At 42.6% G+C, this 18,315-nt stretch carries 10 protein-coding genes and 1 pseudogene; all 11 read right to left on the reverse strand.

The features are described from left to right. Positions 1-117: 117 nt before the first annotated feature. Positions 118-2,064 (reverse strand): glycoside hydrolase family 97 protein, encoded by a 1,947-nt coding sequence (locus tag ACVBDY_RS03115; RefSeq protein ID WP_447174008.1) that lies wholly within the window; start codon positions 2,062-2,064, stop codon positions 118-120. A gap of 65 nt (positions 2,065-2,129) precedes the next feature. Then, positions 2,130-3,638, reverse strand: a complete 1,509-nt coding sequence (locus tag ACVBDY_RS03120) for a RagB/SusD family nutrient uptake outer membrane protein (protein ID WP_447174009.1) — start codon at positions 3,636-3,638, stop codon at positions 2,130-2,132. Between the two features lie 35 nt (positions 3,639-3,673). Next, positions 3,674-6,748 (reverse strand): SusC/RagA family TonB-linked outer membrane protein, encoded by a 3,075-nt coding sequence (locus tag ACVBDY_RS03125; RefSeq protein WP_447174010.1) that lies wholly within the window; start codon positions 6,746-6,748, stop codon positions 3,674-3,676. Positions 6,749-7,016: 268 nt separating this feature from the next. Beyond that, positions 7,017-8,609 (reverse strand): solute:sodium symporter family transporter, encoded by a 1,593-nt coding sequence (locus ACVBDY_RS03130; RefSeq protein WP_447174011.1) that lies wholly within the window; start codon positions 8,607-8,609, stop codon positions 7,017-7,019. A 4-nt stretch (positions 8,610-8,613) separates the two neighbouring features. Further along, positions 8,614-9,630, reverse strand: a complete 1,017-nt coding sequence (locus ACVBDY_RS03135; RefSeq protein ID WP_447174012.1) for a GntR family transcriptional regulator — start codon at positions 9,628-9,630, stop codon at positions 8,614-8,616. A gap of 48 nt (positions 9,631-9,678) precedes the next feature. Continuing rightward, positions 9,679-11,886, reverse strand: a complete 2,208-nt coding sequence (locus ACVBDY_RS03140; protein WP_447174013.1) for an alpha-galactosidase — start codon at positions 11,884-11,886, stop codon at positions 9,679-9,681. A gap of 286 nt (positions 11,887-12,172) precedes the next feature. Beyond that, positions 12,173-12,513: pseudogene (locus ACVBDY_RS03145) on the reverse strand (alpha-hydroxy acid oxidase); the annotation flags it as partial. Between the two features lie 242 nt (positions 12,514-12,755). Further along, positions 12,756-14,732 (reverse strand): glycoside hydrolase family 97 protein, encoded by a 1,977-nt coding sequence (locus ACVBDY_RS03150; protein ID WP_447174014.1) that lies wholly within the window; start codon positions 14,730-14,732, stop codon positions 12,756-12,758. A 55-nt stretch (positions 14,733-14,787) separates the two neighbouring features. Next, positions 14,788-15,918 (reverse strand): glycoside hydrolase family 88/105 protein, encoded by a 1,131-nt coding sequence (locus tag ACVBDY_RS03155; protein WP_447174015.1) that lies wholly within the window; start codon positions 15,916-15,918, stop codon positions 14,788-14,790. Positions 15,919-15,995: 77 nt separating this feature from the next. Continuing rightward, the gene (locus ACVBDY_RS03160; RefSeq protein ID WP_447174016.1) at positions 15,996-17,156 is read right to left on the reverse strand and encodes a glycoside hydrolase family 76 protein; all 1,161 of its coding nucleotides are present in this window, start codon (positions 17,154-17,156) and stop codon (positions 15,996-15,998) included. 34 nt (positions 17,157-17,190) lie between these two features. Then, the gene (locus tag ACVBDY_RS03165) at positions 17,191-18,315 is read right to left on the reverse strand and encodes a SusE domain-containing protein (protein WP_447174017.1); all 1,125 of its coding nucleotides are present in this window, start codon (positions 18,313-18,315) and stop codon (positions 17,191-17,193) included.

The raw sequence follows: 18,315 nt of genomic DNA on the forward strand, positions 1-18,315 counted from the left end.
GATTTCGGATTGAAAAACCACCTGGTTATTCTCTGACACTGTAAAACAAGTAACTGACTATCAATCAAAAATAAATCGGGTTCTATTAACACCGAGCCTGTTTCCCTATGGAAAAACCTATTCTTTGTTCCCGGTATTAATAAATTGAATGATAAATCCTCCTCTAGGTGCCATAGTGTAAGACCAATTGGAATCTATAGGATAGATATTACTATCGAATTCCATTAATGGATCTTTCCCTTCTGTAATTATCCTGAAATCTGAGAATTGATCACTATATTCGTTAAGATCCAGATTAACCGGCATCTCTTCATTGGTTCCGTTAATTCCAACAATATAAGAGAGCGAATCCTTTTGACGTGAAAGTACTATCGCTTTACCTGGCTCACCAATAATACATTCTGTTTTTTCCCATGTGGCCGGCATTTCCTTCAACAACTTTTTAATATCCTCAGGTAATGATTCAAATGACTCTTTGGAATCAGCAAAATGAATAACTCCTGAAGTATATATCATTGGGGTGGCCAACTCGTGTACCGCAGTAGTTAAACGGGGAAATTTTCGAATGGTAAGCGCCACAGGTGTATAATCTGCAGGGCCGGCAACATTTCTTGTAAAAGGTGATATTGTATTCTGTTCCGCAGCCTTTTCGGGAAATCTTTCTTCATAAAAATAACTTTCAGTTCCCAAAATTGCTTCTGCGGTCATAAAATTAGGCCAGGTCCTATGCCAACCCCTCGGGACAGTAGTGCCATGAAGATTTACCATCAAATGTTCATTGGCAGCATCTTCGAACACCGACTGTAAAGCATCCATTACTTCCTGCCGGTCAGAGCACCAAAAGTCAATTTTAACTCCTTTAACCCCCATGGCTGCCAATTCCTTAAAACGTTTCTTTCTTTCTTCCGGGTTAAAATAATTTGCCGAATATCCCCAAACCATAGGTTTAATCCCTTTGGATATGGCACTATCTATAATAGCGCCTTTTTTGTTCGCTTCTTCCCACCCGGCATCGAACAGCGTGTACTCCCAACCAAAATCGGCGGCCAGATTTGTAAACTCATTATAAATTTCAGGAGAGTGATCGTCTGGGTGAGACCACCAGGACCAAGATGCCTTCCCCGATTCGATCCATGAAGTGTCTTCGATCTTCGATGCCGGTGCCAGATCGGTCACCAGGCTTGAAAGCAATATATCGCCGGCCTCATCTCCCATAATAATAACTCTCCACGGCATAGTCCAGGGAAGATCGGATTTAGGTTTGGCACTTGTTTGCTCATCTATAGGAAGCGTAAATTTTTCGTCTTTTTTTGCAAAGGCAATTTTATAAATCCCTCCTTTTGAATCGGGGCCCAAATGACAGCCTGCATAGGAACCATCGGTTCCCGATTCAGCAATAAGGACCCAATTCCTTTTATCATTTACATTGAAAAGTGCGGGCATACACCACCCCACAGATGGGTTTCGCGGATTGGAAATAGCATCTCCCGGGTTTACATTAAAATAAAAATCCTCATATCCCGGGGTATAATCCCCTGCCTTATTGTAAGGCTGCAACCAGCCTTTTGCATTTTTCTCGATATGAAATCCCGTTATTTCTTCTTCTATAATGCGTTCTTTCTTTTGCGTTTCGGGAAACCGGTACCGAAAAGCGACTCCTTCTTCACCGGCAATTAAATCGACTGTTATTAAAGCTCCGGAATTATTTTTAAAGGTTACACTTTTACGCTCAAATACATGGTCTGTTTGTTTGCTGTTACTGACCTTTAACTGATAGTTTTCCCTGCTTTCCCGAACAGGGGAGACTTCGCTTATTGTCAATCCTTGTGTGAAATCCTGATCATTACAAACCAGTCCCAACGGAGACTTTTTAATTACGATTTCTCCACTTCTATTTACCTGGTAGTAAAGTGCCCCGTCTTCATCCAGTGATAACGTAATTGTGTTCAGGCCATCTTTTGAAGATAATTCCGGAGCTATGTCTTTTTTTCCGCAGCTTATAAACAACAAAAGAAGCCCTGACACGGTGATCGATCTTTTTAGATTAACAAATACATATTTCATGATACTGCTTGTTTTTTAATAAAGGGCTGGTTTTTCAGGAAACCATCCGAACCAGACCTTTGTATTTAATATCCCGGGTTCTGATCTTCCGTGTTTATATTTTCATTCTGCTTGATTTCGGTGTCGGGGATCGGCCACCATTGGTGAAACTCCTGAATGGTTCCGGACTCATTTGCCCAGGGGTTCCGTTCTTTTATATAAGGAACGAAGTTTTCTGTACGGATAAGGTCCATCCTGCGCCAGCCTTCAAAACCGAGTTCCCGCATCCTTTCGTCAAGAATCTGCGTCCTGAATTCGGCTTGTGACATCCCGGACGACCAGGCCTGTTCCACAGATAAGGTTCCTCCAAAGGCCCTGGTCCGGACTGTAGAATTTACTAAATTCACGGCTTCGGAAGTATTTCCTATCTCGTTTAAACACTCTGCTTTGCACAACAGAATGTCCGCAAGCCTAAGATAATAAATCAACCCTCCCGAATACCAGAAATTCTGCTCTCCTTGCGTACGGATATCTTCAAACTTTCGGGTATGGGGTTCCAGCTCATCCGACTGGCCAGTCCATGTAATTTGGGGTTCTCTTCCATCCGGAAGGGTAAAGTCGTAACGAATACTGGCTTCCCTCCTGGTGTCTTCTTCCAGGCCTTCCCAGACATCTTCGTAATAATATTCGGTGGGGAGTGCAAGATCATATCCCCCAAAATAGGTGTTGCCATCCAGATCGGCCACCGCCCTTGATCCTGCATGATGCTGCACCATGTTATTATCCGGCTCAAGATGATCAAATTGAAATGCATATATAACTTCGCTGGTATTCTGGTCCAGCGTAGTATCGAACAGGTCTGCATAATCCGGGATCAGGGAATAATTCGGTATAACCATGTCAAAGTATTCTATAGCTTTCTGATAATCCCTCACTCCCGATTCGTCAGGGGCGTACATATATACTTTGCCCAGCAATGCCTGAGCGGCTCCTTTTGTAGGCATTTTCCTGTCTTCCTGGGTAGAAGGTAAATGTTCTGCCGCAAATTCCAGGTCCCGGATGATAAAGGGATAAACCTCTGTAATGGGTTGCCTTGTCACTTTCATATCCTCAATGTCAATGATCGGGATGGGACCCCAGAACATAGTGAGTTCGAAGTTGACCGCTGCCCGGATAAAAGCTGCTTCTGCCTTAAGTGTGTTGTTAGGTGCATAGTATACTCCCTTGGCTGCGGGACTGACAATCTCCCATCGTTTATTCCATTCACCTGTGACCGCTGTATTGGGAGCCCTAAGTGCCCCGTCATATTTGTCGAGGGCAGCCTGCATATTGTTTTCCAAGACCTGTTGTCCTCCCTGTTTTCCTTCATCCGTACCCAGGCTGATATACAACATACTACGATCCTGTCGGGTTCCTCTCCATTGCGTATATAGCCCCGATATCAACAGGGAAAGTTTCTCCTCATCTCCGAAAACTTCTTCTTCCGTGAGGCTGGTATACGGATCCTCTTCCAGGAAGTCGGAACAGGAAATCATCTGAAGCGAAGTGATCATTACCAACACCAGCCACAATCTGTATTTTATGATTTTTTCCATTTTTGGTCATTTTTATGCATTAAGAATACAGTGTTTTAAAAAGTAATATCGATACCGGTCGCAAACATTCTCGCGGTAGGGTACCAATCCCCGTTTTCGGGGTCATAGCCCTTGTATTTTGTCCACGTATGCAGGTTGTTACCGGTCATATAGACCCTCAGGTTTGAGAGTCCGAATTTCTGAAGCACATCTCCGGGGAAATTATAAGCAAGCGTCACCGTGGAAAGTCTCAGATAAGAGCCATCCTGCAACCCCCACGAGGTTTCCCCGGTACCGAAGCGCTGCGAGTTATCGTAAGTAGCCCTGGGGATATTGGTATTCATATTCTCAGGGGTCCAGCGGTTGAGCATATCCGTATGTGCCGGCCCGAAACCTGTTCCGCTCATCAACCCTTCGTAATAGCCGCTTATCTTTTTGGCACCATAAGAATAGGTGAAAACAGAATTAAGGGAAAAATTTTTCCAGGTCACACCGGTGGAAAACCCTCCGTAAAACTTGGGGTCCTGTTTTCCTACAATAACACGGTCATTCTCATCGATAATCCCGTGGCCTTCTTCTCCTTCGGCCTGCTGGTCTTTGGGGAGGATATCACCGGGTTGCAATGTTTTTCCCGGCAATTGCAGACTGTTGACGTAATCCATATCTTCGGGCTGGATGATCCGGTCGAATTCATAAGTATAGATGGAATTCAGTGATTCGTTCAGGAAAAAATTCCCGGTCCTCTGTATCTCGTTCCCGGTAAACCCCCCGGTATTATATATGGCATCTACATCCTGGTAGAGCTTCGTGATCTTGTTTTTATCCGTAGAAAAATTGGCAGAAACATCCCACCGGAGATCATCGTTATCCACGAGTATCCCATTTAAAGACAGTTCTACTCCCCTGTTGGTCACCTCCCCTATATTCTCTATCGTTTCACCGAATCCTCCGTAGATTCTTGTTATATCATGTCTTATCAACAGGTCGGAGTTTACAATATCGAAATACTCCGCATTAATGGTCAGCCGATTATTCAATAGAGCCATATCTACTCCTATATTAAACTGGTGCTGTTTCTCCCAGGTAAGTCCGGGCCTACCTTCTAATTCTGAGGCAACAAAAGAAACCTTTTCATCTGAATACCTGGGAACATACAAGCTGTAAAAAGCGTAGTTGGGTATACCCTGGTTTCCTACACTTCCGTATCCCAGACGTAGTTTCAGAAGGTCGAACAGGTCCTGTTCTTTCATAAAGTCTTCATTGACCACGTTCCAGGAAAGCGCCACAGACGGGAAAAAGCCCCATTTATTTCCCTCCGCAAAACGGGAAGACCCATCAAACCTACCGGTCAAGGTCACAAAATAGCGGTTGTCAAAGTTGTAATTCACTCTTCCGAGATAGGACATCAGGGTAGAAGCGGAAAAATCGGAACCGAGTGCAAAATTTTCTTTATCAAAGGCTCCTCCCAGATTGTGATAACTAAAATCATCAATAGGAAATCCCCTGGCCCTTGTATTGGAATAACTAAACTTGTCCCTGCTCATACTGGTAGATACCAGGGCATTGAGGGTGTGTTTGCCGAAACTTGTATCGTAAGTCACAGAATTATCCCACTGGATGTAGCTGGACTGATCGAAATTATGAACAGCCTGCCCTTGGTACGAATCCCTTTTCGCCTGTTGGATATCCTGTGGAATATATTCGTAATATTCCTGTCTGACGTGATCAATGGCAAAAGTAGTTCTTATCTTAAGTCCCTCTACAGGAGTGATCTCCGCATAGTTTGAAGATGTTATTTTACTCCTTGTCCTGTCTTTATCTATTCGCAGGGTATTCAAAGGATTTTCCGCATTGATATCCCAGTTGTTTCCCCAGGCCAAAAACAAAGTATCCCTGTATCTTTCTATAGGCAACAAAGGGTTGGCTGCACGGGCATCTTCAAAAACAGCCCCGTCCACTTCTTCATTTACAGATTGTGTGTATGCAGTATTGGTTCCCACCTTGATCCAGGGCTTGAGCTGGTGTTCAGCATTAATCCGGCCCGTGTAACGCTTATTTGAAGAGTTTTTTATCAATCCTTGTTGGTCGATATACCCGAAACTCAGGTAAAATGAGCTTTTTTCGGACCCTCCCGAAAAACTGATGGCATGGTTTTGCTGAATCGCTGTTCTGGATACCTCGTCAAGCCAGTTATAACTTTTACCCTGTGCATAGGTATCTTTTTCATAGTCTGCAAACCAATTGGAGCCGTCAGCCAACAACTCTTCATCGACAAACTGTTGCCTGGTAGCATTGGGGTGTGCTGCGAAATATTCATCTGCAACATGGGAATTTGCCAGGGCATCGATCCTCAGGTTATACATATCCCTTGCTCTGAGCGTAATGTTTTCATTAATAAAGTCCTGCATACCTATCCATGTCTTATAAGTAATACTCCCTTCTCCTTTTTTACCCTTTTTTGTGGTTACCACCACTACCCCATTGGCACCCCTGGAACCGTATAATGCCGTGGCACTGGCATCCTTAAGTACGTTAATGGAGGCTACATCATTGATATTGGTCAGGTTAAAATCCTCATCCATGATAATGCCATCCACCACGAAAATGGGATTGCCGCCGTATTGTAAGGAATTATTACCACGGATCCGGATACTGGCATTCCCTCCCGGTGAGGGATCGTTCTGTATAAACACACCGGAAGCTCTCCCCTGGAGTGCTTCGTTTATACTGGTAACAGGGCGTTCTTCGAGTACTTTTTCATCGACATTGACCACTGCCCCCGTAAGGTCGCCTTTTTTCATCGAAGCTCCCACCAGGACAACCTCATCCAGTTGCTGGGAATCCATAACCATTACTACATCAATGGTAGTTTTTTCGTCAGTTTTTACCGTCTGTGTTTTAAACCCGATATAACTGAATTCCAAAACAGCTCCGGCGGGTACATTCTGTAAAACATAATTACCGTCAAAATCTGTTGTGGTGCCCTGTTGTATGCCCTGTATCATAATATTTACACCGGGTAAAGGGACACCTTCTTCGTCCGTCACTGTTCCGTCAATGGACTGTGAAAACAATACATTGCCGCAAAACAGTGTTAAAAAAAGACATAGACATCCAATTTGAATTTTCATAGTGGACTTGTGTTTAGTTAATAGATTGATTTAGCACCAAAATGCATAAATGTAGTAGGCATTCTTCATGTCGTAAAGTATCAGTCGATAACACTGTACTATACTATTCTATTATTAAAATACAAGTATACAAATATTTTAAATAACCATCGGTATTATTTTTTAAGAATCCATCAAAAAAATGTGATAAAATATTGCATTTTATCTTTTTGAGAATTCATATGTCTTTCGAAGAACCCTATGAAAATACTGCTTCCAAACCGAAATCCTACGCGATTCCGGCCTTGGAAAAAAATGCAAAGACGAGGATCATGCCCAGCAACAAGGCTATGGAAGCCCAATGCCGGTGTTTCCAGGGGGAGATATCCACGCCTTTTTTGATTTTTTCCGTGTAGTGGTGTTCGGGAAACCATCTTACGGACAGAAGCATACATGCCGAGGTAAGAACAAACAGTATTCCCAGTAAGTGCAGGTAATGCAGGGATACATCCAGTATAAAATTACATATGAGGTAGGATATAATAAAAAATACTATCCCGGTCTTTGCAGCTCCCGGAGGTACTTTTTTGGTAACAAATCCGATAAATATGATGGTAAAGACGGGCACACAAAACATTCCGGTAAGTTGCTGCAAATAGGTATAAAACCCCGTTTTTACAAACATAATAAACGGAGCACAGCACATCGCCAACAGGGAAATTGCGATCTCAAACCTCTTTCCGTTTCGCACCAGCATGCGTTCTGTAACTTTTTTGTTTCGTGACTTCATCCAGGGTTTATAGAGATTTAGTATAAACAGGGTGCTGCTGCTGTTGAGTCCGGCATTGAAAGTGGTAATGGCCGCTCCCAGTACCACAGCCGCCGTTAATCCCGTCATAACCGCGGGCAGGGTATCTTTTACCACGGAAGGAAAAACGGCCGCGGTATTCGGCAGGCTTTCATATAAGTGTACACCCAGAATTCCGGGAACATTAATCAGAAAGGGACACAGCAACTTGCCCACACAAGCCAGCGCCATCCCCTTTTGGCTATGTGACAGGTTTTTGGCCGTCATCGCCTGTTGTACTATATATTGTTCCATCCCCCAGTAATAGAGGTTAATAATGAACATCCCCGTAAATATGGTGCTGAACGGAATTTCATCACCGGCTCCTCCGATGGCATTCAGGTGTTCTTTATGGCCGGACAAAACCAGTTGCAGACCGTCTTTCCAGCTATCGTTACCCAGGTATTTAAAACCGAAATACGGAAAGGCGATCCCGGTAATCAGCAGGCCTATACTCAACACGCTATCTGAAATGGTAATGGCACGGAGCCCGCCAAGTATGGAATACAGGCTTCCTATAATCCCTATTACCCAGACCACAACCCATATGTTCTGCCAGTAAGTGAGGTTCAGGGGATCGAGAAAATCGAACATCCCGGTAAAGGCAACGGCACCGCCATATAGAACCGCCGGAAGCAGGTTTACGATATAGCTGGCCAGAAAAACAAGGGAAACCAGTCGTTTTGTGGAAGCATCGTATCTCTTACCCAGGAAATCCGGAATGGTCATAGCCCCGGTACGGAAATATACCGGTAAAAAGAACTCTGCCACCAACAGCATTGCCGCAACGGAACTTATTCCCCAGGCAATGACGCTCATGTTGTTTATGTAGATGGATTCGTTTTCGCCGATAAGCTGGTTAGCACTAATATTACTCAGAAAAAGTGCTCCTCCCACTACCCAGAAATTATTCTTCCGGTTTGCAAAAAACAGCCCCGTAGTAGTCTCTGTACCTTTTCTCCGGGTCTTCCACCAGGAAATCACTGCTACGAGAAAAGTAAAAAGCACAAAACTCGAAATGGTGGAGATATTCATTTACCTACAGGGAATTTCTCTCTATCAGTACGGTGGGGATCACTTCCCTGATTTTTTCTTTTTTCACTATAAAATCGGCTGCTTTTCTACCCATAAGGGAAAAATCGGTAGAAAAGGTGGTTACCCCGTCAAATATAATTTCCTTGACAATATCGTCATTATGAGATATAAACCCGACATCTTTTCCCAGGATAAATCCCTTGGACTTAGTGTCTTTAAGCATTTCCCAAAGTTCCAGATTATGAATAGTGAAGTAGACCTTTCCCTTTTCCAGGGATCCGGGTTCATAATTGTCCCGGATAACTGCATTTATCCCATGGTCTTTAACAAAATCCTGAAATGATTCCAGAATATCAGTGGGTTCTGCTGAATTCGGTTTAAAGAAAAAAACCACCTGTTCAAACTTTTTCATCTTGTCTTTAAGCCTGCAAAAAGCCTCATAAGAAGAGTCTTTAAACTCCTGAACTATATAACTGTAATTCTCCCTGGTCTTTATGTAACGATCGACCAGTAATACCCTATTTTCCGGCAATAGTCTTAATAATTCGGGCGTATTGGTATGTGGAATGGGGGCTATTACATACATCCCGTATTTCCCTCTAATACTGTTTATGACGTTATCGAACGTATCATAATTATTATGATGAAAAAAAATATCGAGCTGTATATTATTTCCTAATCCGTTTCTGAAATTTTCATAAAAAGTTTCCTGAAAAATATCAAATGCATAAATCACCAGCGCAACTTTCAACTCCTGTTGGGTATCTTCTGTAGCTACAAAATACCCAAGCCTGTTTTGGGACTCAATGATTCCGCTATGGATGAGTTCTTTATATGCCTTAACAATCGTTTCCCTGGCAAATCCCAATTCCTGTATCATTTTATTAACAGAAGGAAGCATCTCTCCTTTTGTAATATTTTTCTCATTGATCGCATTCAATATCCCCTGTACTATCTGTTCGTGTTTTGACAGGGAATTAACTGATTCCAATTCCCGGATTTGCCGGATTATTTGCTCCATTTAACTTCTGTATTTTATACTAAGATATTATCTTCTATCAAATAAACCCTATTTCGATACTGTTTTTAGTTTAAGTACAACACTTGGATTGCCTTTTTTCACATTCGGATTAATGCCTATTTTCATTAAAAAATCTCCCGTATAGGTCCGGCTCTCAAAAACGGCCTGTTCTCCCGGATAAACATTTATTTCTTCAACTTTGTATAGCGCTTCCGGAACCAAACCTTTAAGTTTTACAGGGGTACGGTTTCCTTCTTCATAACGGTAATTTACCAGGTAATTAAACACAACAGCCTCTTTTTGATCTTCACTTACATACATCAGGGAAGCAGCATTATTATCCCACGGACTTTGAAGCCTGTACAAATCTCCTTGCCATATAATACCTTCCAGATCATTATAATTCTTTATTGCTTGTTGACAAAACTCCAATTCGGCATCCTCCAGTTCTTCTACAACAATATCAAACCCTAATTTCCCCATCATTGCTACATCTGTTTTAAATTTTATGGATTGATCTCCCCAATCCGTAACGTGTGCAGCCATCGTTACCGACGGATAAAAATAGGAGTATTCCCATTGCATGTATACCCTCTCAAGCGGGTCCGTATTATCACTTGGCCAGAACTCCGTAAAATACTCGAGCGCTCCGTAATCTACTCTTCCACCACCACCGGAGCACAGCATCATAGGCACCTTAGGGTATTTTTTTCTGATTCTTTCCAAAACGTCGTAAAGTCCCTGCGCATATTTAATATACAATTCCGATTGATCTTCACCCAGAAAATCAGAATGCGCATTGTAGATTACCGCATTACAATCCCATTTAATATATGCCAAATCGGGGTTCTCGGTGAAAAGTTTATCTACAATTCCATAGACAAAATCCTGAACTTCCGGGTTTGAAAGATCCAGCACCAGTTGATTTCTGAAATAGTGTTCTTTACGTCCGGATTGTTTAATAACCCAGTCCGGATGTTTGTGGTACAGATCACTATCCGGATTTACCATTTCCGGTTCGATCCATATCCCGAATTTAACGTTGTTCTTTTCAGCAGTCTGAACCAAAGTTCCTATGCCGTTCGGTAATTTCTTCCGGTTTACCTCCCAATCTCCCAATCCGGCATTATCGCCGTTTCTCGGGTACTCATTTCCAAACCAGCCATCGTCAAGTAAAAACATATCCACGCCCAGTTTTCGGGCATCAGCGATCAATTTTTTAAGTTTTTTCTCATTAAAATCGAAATAGGTAGCTTCCCAGTTATTCAATAATGTTAAGCGGGAACCTTCTCCATCCAAGATCTTTTGACTCCTTGCCCATTTATGAATATTCCGGCTCGCATCGCCTTTACCTTTATTAGAGAGTGTAAACCAGAATTTAGGAGTAACAAAGGTCTCCCCTTCCTTTAGAATATACTCTGAAGAGTAGTTATTTATTCCCGAAATAATACGCAAATTGTTTAGCGGATCTATTTCAAACTCATTTTTAAAATTCCCTGACCACTCCAATCCTCCCATTAAAACGGTTCCATTTTCCTCCGAAGCCGGACGCCCAAGTGAAACTGTAAATACAGAAGGCTGAAATAAATTGGCCCTGGTCCCCAACTTGGAGTCAAGAGTTTTTATACCATGAGACAATTTAGACGTTTCAGGTTTCATCTCCTGTGCCCAGTCCCCATTGTAATGTGTCAGCCAAAAATCGTTGTTCCCGTGTAAGTATAAGTTAACCGATGCGAATTTGTGCATCCGTACATCTCCCCTTTCCTTATTTTCTATTGCGCTCCACGCTTCCATGACATTCTCTTCCACATAGGATCTAAAAAAGAGACGGACTTCCAAATCGTACACCTTGTCTTTTAATAAGATTTCCGTTTGGATTATACCGGAGGATATCTCATTCACCTGAGTGTTGACATACTCCAGGCTCAAGGAAGTATTACCATCCGAATGGGTTACATTTATGGCAGGCTCCAGAAGATTCTTGGAACCGGCGGGGGTATATGCCGAAGCGTAAATTCCGGTGTAGTCCGTTCCTTGTGTATACTGAGGGGGGATCTGGAGGTACTCATCAGAACGTTTTAGTTTTTCCCCGAAATAAATCGTGTTTAATTCCTTACTTTCATTTACTTCAAATACCAATGCATTATCAGCTGTCTCAATGGTAATGATTTTTTGAGCCGAAGCCTGAAAAAAAACCAAAAAAATTGTAAATGATATAATAGAATTTTTAAGTAGGTCAGATAAATCTTTAGACATTTTTTCGACTATTTAAATAACACTGGTTAATATAATATTTCATGCTTAACAGTGGATAATTATATTTTGAAATTGCTATAAACAGTATTCTATTTCGAACAACTGTTCTATTCTATTCTACAATAATACCATAATTTGATTAATTCCAAAAACTTTTTTTGTTTAATTTCCTCTAACATAAATAATTACTTGAATTCAAACAAGTTACAATCCAAAAGAGTTATTTACATTTCTCAACCACAATGCTATATGTGGTCGCTCTCCTACTGGTTTCGTCCAGTTCCAAACTTAAAATGAATGGCATATTATGTTTAAAGGCTGCTTTAGCTAATATTTCAGGGGAGTTGGGCCACATAAGACCTTGTAATCCGACAGGAGCAATCCCAAAAGGAGCATCATATTCTCTTCCGAATAATGTGGTTTTAGTGCTGCTATCTTTATAATTTTTAAGATAATGAGGTCTCAGCCGAATTTCCTTGAGTTCAGCCGTATTCCGATAAAGGTTCACATCCTCATTACAGCCACCGCCAGATATTCAAATGCAAATCCGGGAATTCTATGCTTTACCTTTCGTCTTAAATCCTCTATCGACAGATATTTATAATGAAAATAATACCATGATGTTATTACTACTATCGTTAAAAACGAAGGTATATAATGTGCAGGGAACAACAATCCTGCGGTATGCTGCACAACGGAGCAATTATCCAACCCTCAGAAGGCTAAACCGAATTCCTGTACAGGAAGCGGGATACACTTTTAACTTTCTCTTTTCTGCAATTCAGGAGCATGTCCGCAGCAGTCTCTCCCATCATTTTAAAATCGGTACTTATTATAGTAATCCCCGGTAATTTCTCGATAAAAAAACTTCATTCAATTACAGCGGCAAAGCCTCCATTCCTTACCATTCTTACGGTTATTTTCTCCTTATTGTGAATCTGCCGTACCTTCTTTTTATAATCCATAGCCTGACGATCTGCATTAATCCCGTCTTCAAAAGAGGTTATTTTCCAGTCTTTTCCAGCACTGAGAAAGTCCAGGCTGATTTCCATAATCCTCTCTTTTTCTTTACTGTTTGCCATCCCACCTATATACCACTTTCTACCTTTTCGCTTCGCTACGAGGACATATTCACCTACTTTGACGGCCAGCACCCGGGTTTCATCCCAGGTCGTGGGTACCTGTGTAATAAATTCCGTACATTCCTGCTCCCGGTAATAATTGGTAGGACTGTCCGCCAGCATCTGTAAACCGCTTTCAAAAACCACAAAAAGGGCCATCTGATAGGCACGGGTACCCACTCCTGCGGAGTTGGGTCGTCTACTGCAATATACTTCGGGCTGCATACTTATCATAGCCCCGGGAGTATAGTCCATGGGGCCTACAGCATTTCTCATAAAAGGAAAATAAATACTGTTATCGGGGACGGCATTTCCCATTTGTTCCATCCCCAGAACACCTTCATACGACAGCACATTGGGATATGCCCTTTCCAACCCGGCGGGCTTGAACGATCCGTGAAAGTCTACAAACAACTCGTTCTTTGCCGCCTCCCTGGCCACACGTTCATAGTAATTTACCATCCACTGGTCGCTGCGGTCCATAAAATCAATCTTTACTCCTGCTATACCCCATTCCTTAAATGTGCGAAACAGCTCAAAATTATTCTCTACAGTAAGCCATGTGAGCCAGAGCACTATCTTAACATTTTTTTCTTTCCCGTAACGGATAAGTTCAAACAGGTTCACATCAGGATTGGGAGTATAAGGATCCCGGGTACTTTTGGCCCAGCCTTCATCCATAATGATGTAGGGAATACCAAACCGGGAGGCAAAATCGATATAATACTTATAGGTTTCGAGGTTACAACCGGAAACAAAATCCACACCGTAGGGTGAAGCACCATTCCACCATTCCCAACTCACCTGTCCCGGCTTTATCCAGGAAGGATCCTCTATTTTATTGGGCTCTGAAAGTTTGAAGGTCATATTGTTGGTTATAAGCTGATGGTCTTCGGTAGCAATTACGAAATAACGCCAGGGATAACTTCTCTTTCCCGAGGTCCGGGCTATGTAATCGGCCTCTTCCTTTATTGTTACACTGCGGTCCCCATCTTTTCCGAACTCCAAAGGATATTTGGGAAATACTGATCGCATTCCGTTATTCCCGGTTCCCTTGAGAAACATACAAGGATAATCGGACAGGCCGGATTCCGATATAAGTATTTTGTGTTTTTTACCCGTGTCTATGAGAACCGGAAGGGTTGACATTTTACGTTCTTCCGTAAAATCGGTTGTTTTCACATGGGTATAGGGATATTCGTAAGAGGTTTTGAATGAGGATGTCTGCTGCAAATGGGCCTGGTAATTTTCGGGAAATCCGATCACGAAATCCTCTGCCATAACTTTTACATCTTTTTTCATACTGGTAATAAAACGATAAGCAATACCATCATCATACGCTCGGAACTCTACGGAATATTTATTCTTGAAATCCATACGGAGTGCATTGTAATGATCCTGTATTTCCGCATACTTCAATGGTACTACAGGCCTGAGTACCTTATCCGTACTGCTGTATTTTTTATCGGAAAGCTCCGGAACCTTACCCAGCACCTTGTCTTCCGTGGTCATTTGCAGGTAGCATTCCTTCAAGAGAAGTTCTCCTCCACAGCTAATAGAATAATAGATTTTATCACCAAGATGGACAGACAGTTCTATACGACCATCGGGTGAATGTAATTTCAGATCTTGTGCATATGAGGTTGTAAAGCCGGCACATAAAAAAGTTAATAGCCATGCAAAATGATATAAGATCGATTTTGGCAAAAAGCGGTGTGTATTCATTTTTATTCTTTCGGTTTTTTTATAAATTTCAATACAGGGCAGACATCAGGATCGATTATTCCAGCAGGGCTGCTGCACACCAGAGCATTGGTGCCTGGCCGTGCAGATCTCCGGTAATGCGTTTTCGGTTCTCATAATACATTTTGCTATCACCCGTATTTGTTCCCTGGCATACATTTCGAAGCTCGCCATTGGCATCCAGGTAATTCACCAGAGCCATCCATGCTTTACGGACCACCGGACCGTAATCTTTTTTGTTTAGCCATCCGTTTTTTATCCCGGTGATCATGGCATAGGTAAACATCGCGGAACCTGATGTTTCCGTCCATATCTCTTTCTCATCGATGAGTTGTCCCCACAGACCTTCTGCATTCTGCAAACTTTTCAGTGTAGTCATCATTCTTTTATAAGCTGCAAGTATACTGAGACGATGCGGGTGACCGGAAGGCAGGAGTTTGAGTACTTCGGTCATTCCGGAAGCCATCCAGCCATTACCGCGGCACCAGAAAAAAGGAGATTTCCCGGCGTGATGGAACAGGCCGTTAGGCTGCTGAATAGAGTCGAGATATACAGTCATTTCATAGGCAGCACGATCCAGGTATTTTTGGTCATTCGACGCGAGATAGGCCTGGCTCTGTACGGCAGATATCATAAACATATCGTCGATCCAGAAACGGGTCTGCCATGAAAGTCCCTGGTCCAGGTAATCCCGATATTTTTCGGCATCTCCTGAAGATGCAGGCATTTGCCATTGCCGGTCGGCAAAGTCAATACCTATGTAATAATACACCTTGTTCCCGGTACACCTATATAGCTGTAAGGGTATGGTTCCGAACACGGTATGGTCTACATGATCGGGCTTTTGCATCAGTTCTTTCTGACTTCCCAACAAAGGTAGAAAACGTTTTTCCAGTTTTTCAAACAGCTCTTTATTTCCTGACACATCTGCAAATTTCAGGGCGCCAAACCAGGCACAGACTTCGGGATAAATAACTTCGGAAGGGGGGCTTTGGATTCCGTCGAAATTACGGAAAGGCTTGGACACATAATTTTCGGCAACCCTGAGCCCGATCCGGAGAGGGTCATGGTCCGCACCGAAATTTTGCAGGGAGTCTTCCTGACCAGGACAAAGTTCTATTCCGGATAGGAAAAAAATGATTATGACAAATATGGAAGCCTGTTTCATAATACTGATCAAATGATTTTAGTTATATTAAACAATACTAACCCTCAAAAGGTTTATTTCCTGATATTTTCTCTTTCTTATTTCTCTTCGTTGTACCATCCGGACAAGGTCCCTCTCAATTCCAGCAGCATCACACCACTGAGATGAACAGAACAGTCCATGGTCTGCCCGGAAGACATTGCCGCCCAGGTATGTCCAAACAGGACATCGGGCATTAAAGTAGCGGTTGTCCATAAACTTACCGCATTTTTATCGGTATATTTCAGGTAGGTTTCCCGGGTGAAGTCATCCAGGTCCGGCTCTTTGGTCAGTTCTACGAAATATCTCATAAAAATTCCTTTGAACAAGCCTCCATCACCAGTATTTTCCCCTTTGAGTATACCCTTCGGCGAAAATTTCTGCCTGTCATTTATTATATAATTGGCATTCCTGACCGCTTCTGTTAAATAGCTTTCTTCTTTGGTTATTTCATATAGTTCCAGGGAAGCCCCTATATAAGTTCCCTGGTTATAGGTATAAATGTTATTTTCGTTATGATTTCCATAACCATCCCAAACCACACCTCTGGAAGGGTCTACCAAATGTTCTTTAAACCAGGTGTATATTCTTTTTGCCCATTCCAGATCTTCAGGGATGCCATCCAGCTGGAACAATCTGGCTGCAAGAATAGCCGCCGGTGCGTTGGAACATGCATTTTTGGAATTAGGTGACCCGCTTGCCCAGGCAATACCTCCATGGTGAATATCGCTCCACCCCTCTTTTATATAGCCCCAGAGTTCTTTTGCTATCTCTTTATAACGGGAATTACCGCTTGCTTCATAAACTCTCAGGCAGGCGAGAGCCATCCACTCCATGTCATCATAAAAAGTATTCCACATGGTATCGCCATTCCTGGCTCTGCAACCCTCGAGGAGCATATCTATCCTACTCAGATATTCCTCGTTCCCGGAACGCAGATAGGCATCGACCAGGACGTCCATTCCGTGAGCATTCCACCAGTAGTTAAAACCGATATGTCCGTCATTATCCTGGTTAAAATAATGCTGAGAAGACCAGTATTCCCTCATGAGGGATTTTTGAGATTCTTCAGCGATCTCATTCCAATCAAAGGTTTCTTCCTGCTCCGCCTTACTTTCTTCCGGGATCATATCACCATCGGAAGTCCCTTTACATGCAGTTATAACCACCATAGGTATGAAAAAACCGAAAACAAACCGTATATTTTTATTTAATTTCATTATTCTTGATTTTAGTTTTTTAACTGTACAATAATCAGTTCCGGATGATTTCATGAGTGTATTCCCCCGAGGGTTGAAATTTTACCAGGATGTCATTGCTCCCGGATTCCCATCCAAACTTATAGGTATAGTCCCATTGCGAAGTATCTCCCGTGTTTTTAAGGTAGTAATAGGATTCGGATGTATTGTCATCGGGGCGTGCGTTATCTTTATTACCACTACCTATAAAATATTCCGAAACTTCCCCTTCCTCATCGATCTCCGTTACCCGGAATTTATAGCGTTCATCCTTTCCCCAGGACACATCAGCCCAAACGATAGGGATATCCGTAGCTTTCCATACACCTCCGCTTTCATAGGAAAGTTCTTCAGTGACCTGGTTCTGTGCCGCTATCCATAATCCTACAGCCTGGATCTCTGTGAAACTGATCTTACTTTCGTTAAAGTCCAGGTCCATCCGATACACTTTTGTTCCTGTGGCGGGACTTTCCCCGTTTTCCCCACTCTTTATTATATTTCCTTCCGGATAAAAACTGTGGTATTCTCCCGAGGTTGCATCGACAAAGGCGAGCGTTCCTTCGTCAAGCGAAGTATAGAGTTCAAAAACTCCGTCAGAAATCTTTTTAAAAGGCATAGCCTGTCCTATATTGCTCCCGGCTTCGGTAGCCGTTCCGGTAAGAAACAGTTCATCGGGGTTTTCGGCAAATCCGGCAGGCCTCTCCAGAGCTATAGTAAGTGTATTTTCGGAAAAGGATTCCAGGACACCGTTCGTGGCTTTTACCTTCATACTCACATTTCCTTTTTGCAGCGATTCTATCCCGCATCGGGAAGCTATAATGTTCATTTCCTTATGGGGGATGAAAGCAAACGGCCGGATCCCTTCCTCATCTGACACGGTGGTATATACAGGTGATGTAAAATCTCCCCCCTCCACATCAAAAAGGACTTCATAAAAAACAAGTGTATGATCAGGCACACCGGATTCGTTCCATTCAAAATCCACTACGGCATTGCTTGAAGGATCCAGTGCTATCGACGTTTCATCTTTCGGAAATGTAATGGAAAAAGGTTTCATCATTTCCCCGGGATCGTCCTTATCATCACAAGAAACCAGACCTGTGAAAATGAACAGCAGTAAAAAGTTTGTATATTTTTTCAT

The sequence above is a fragment of the Sinomicrobium halophytocola genome (genome assembly GCF_052983395.1).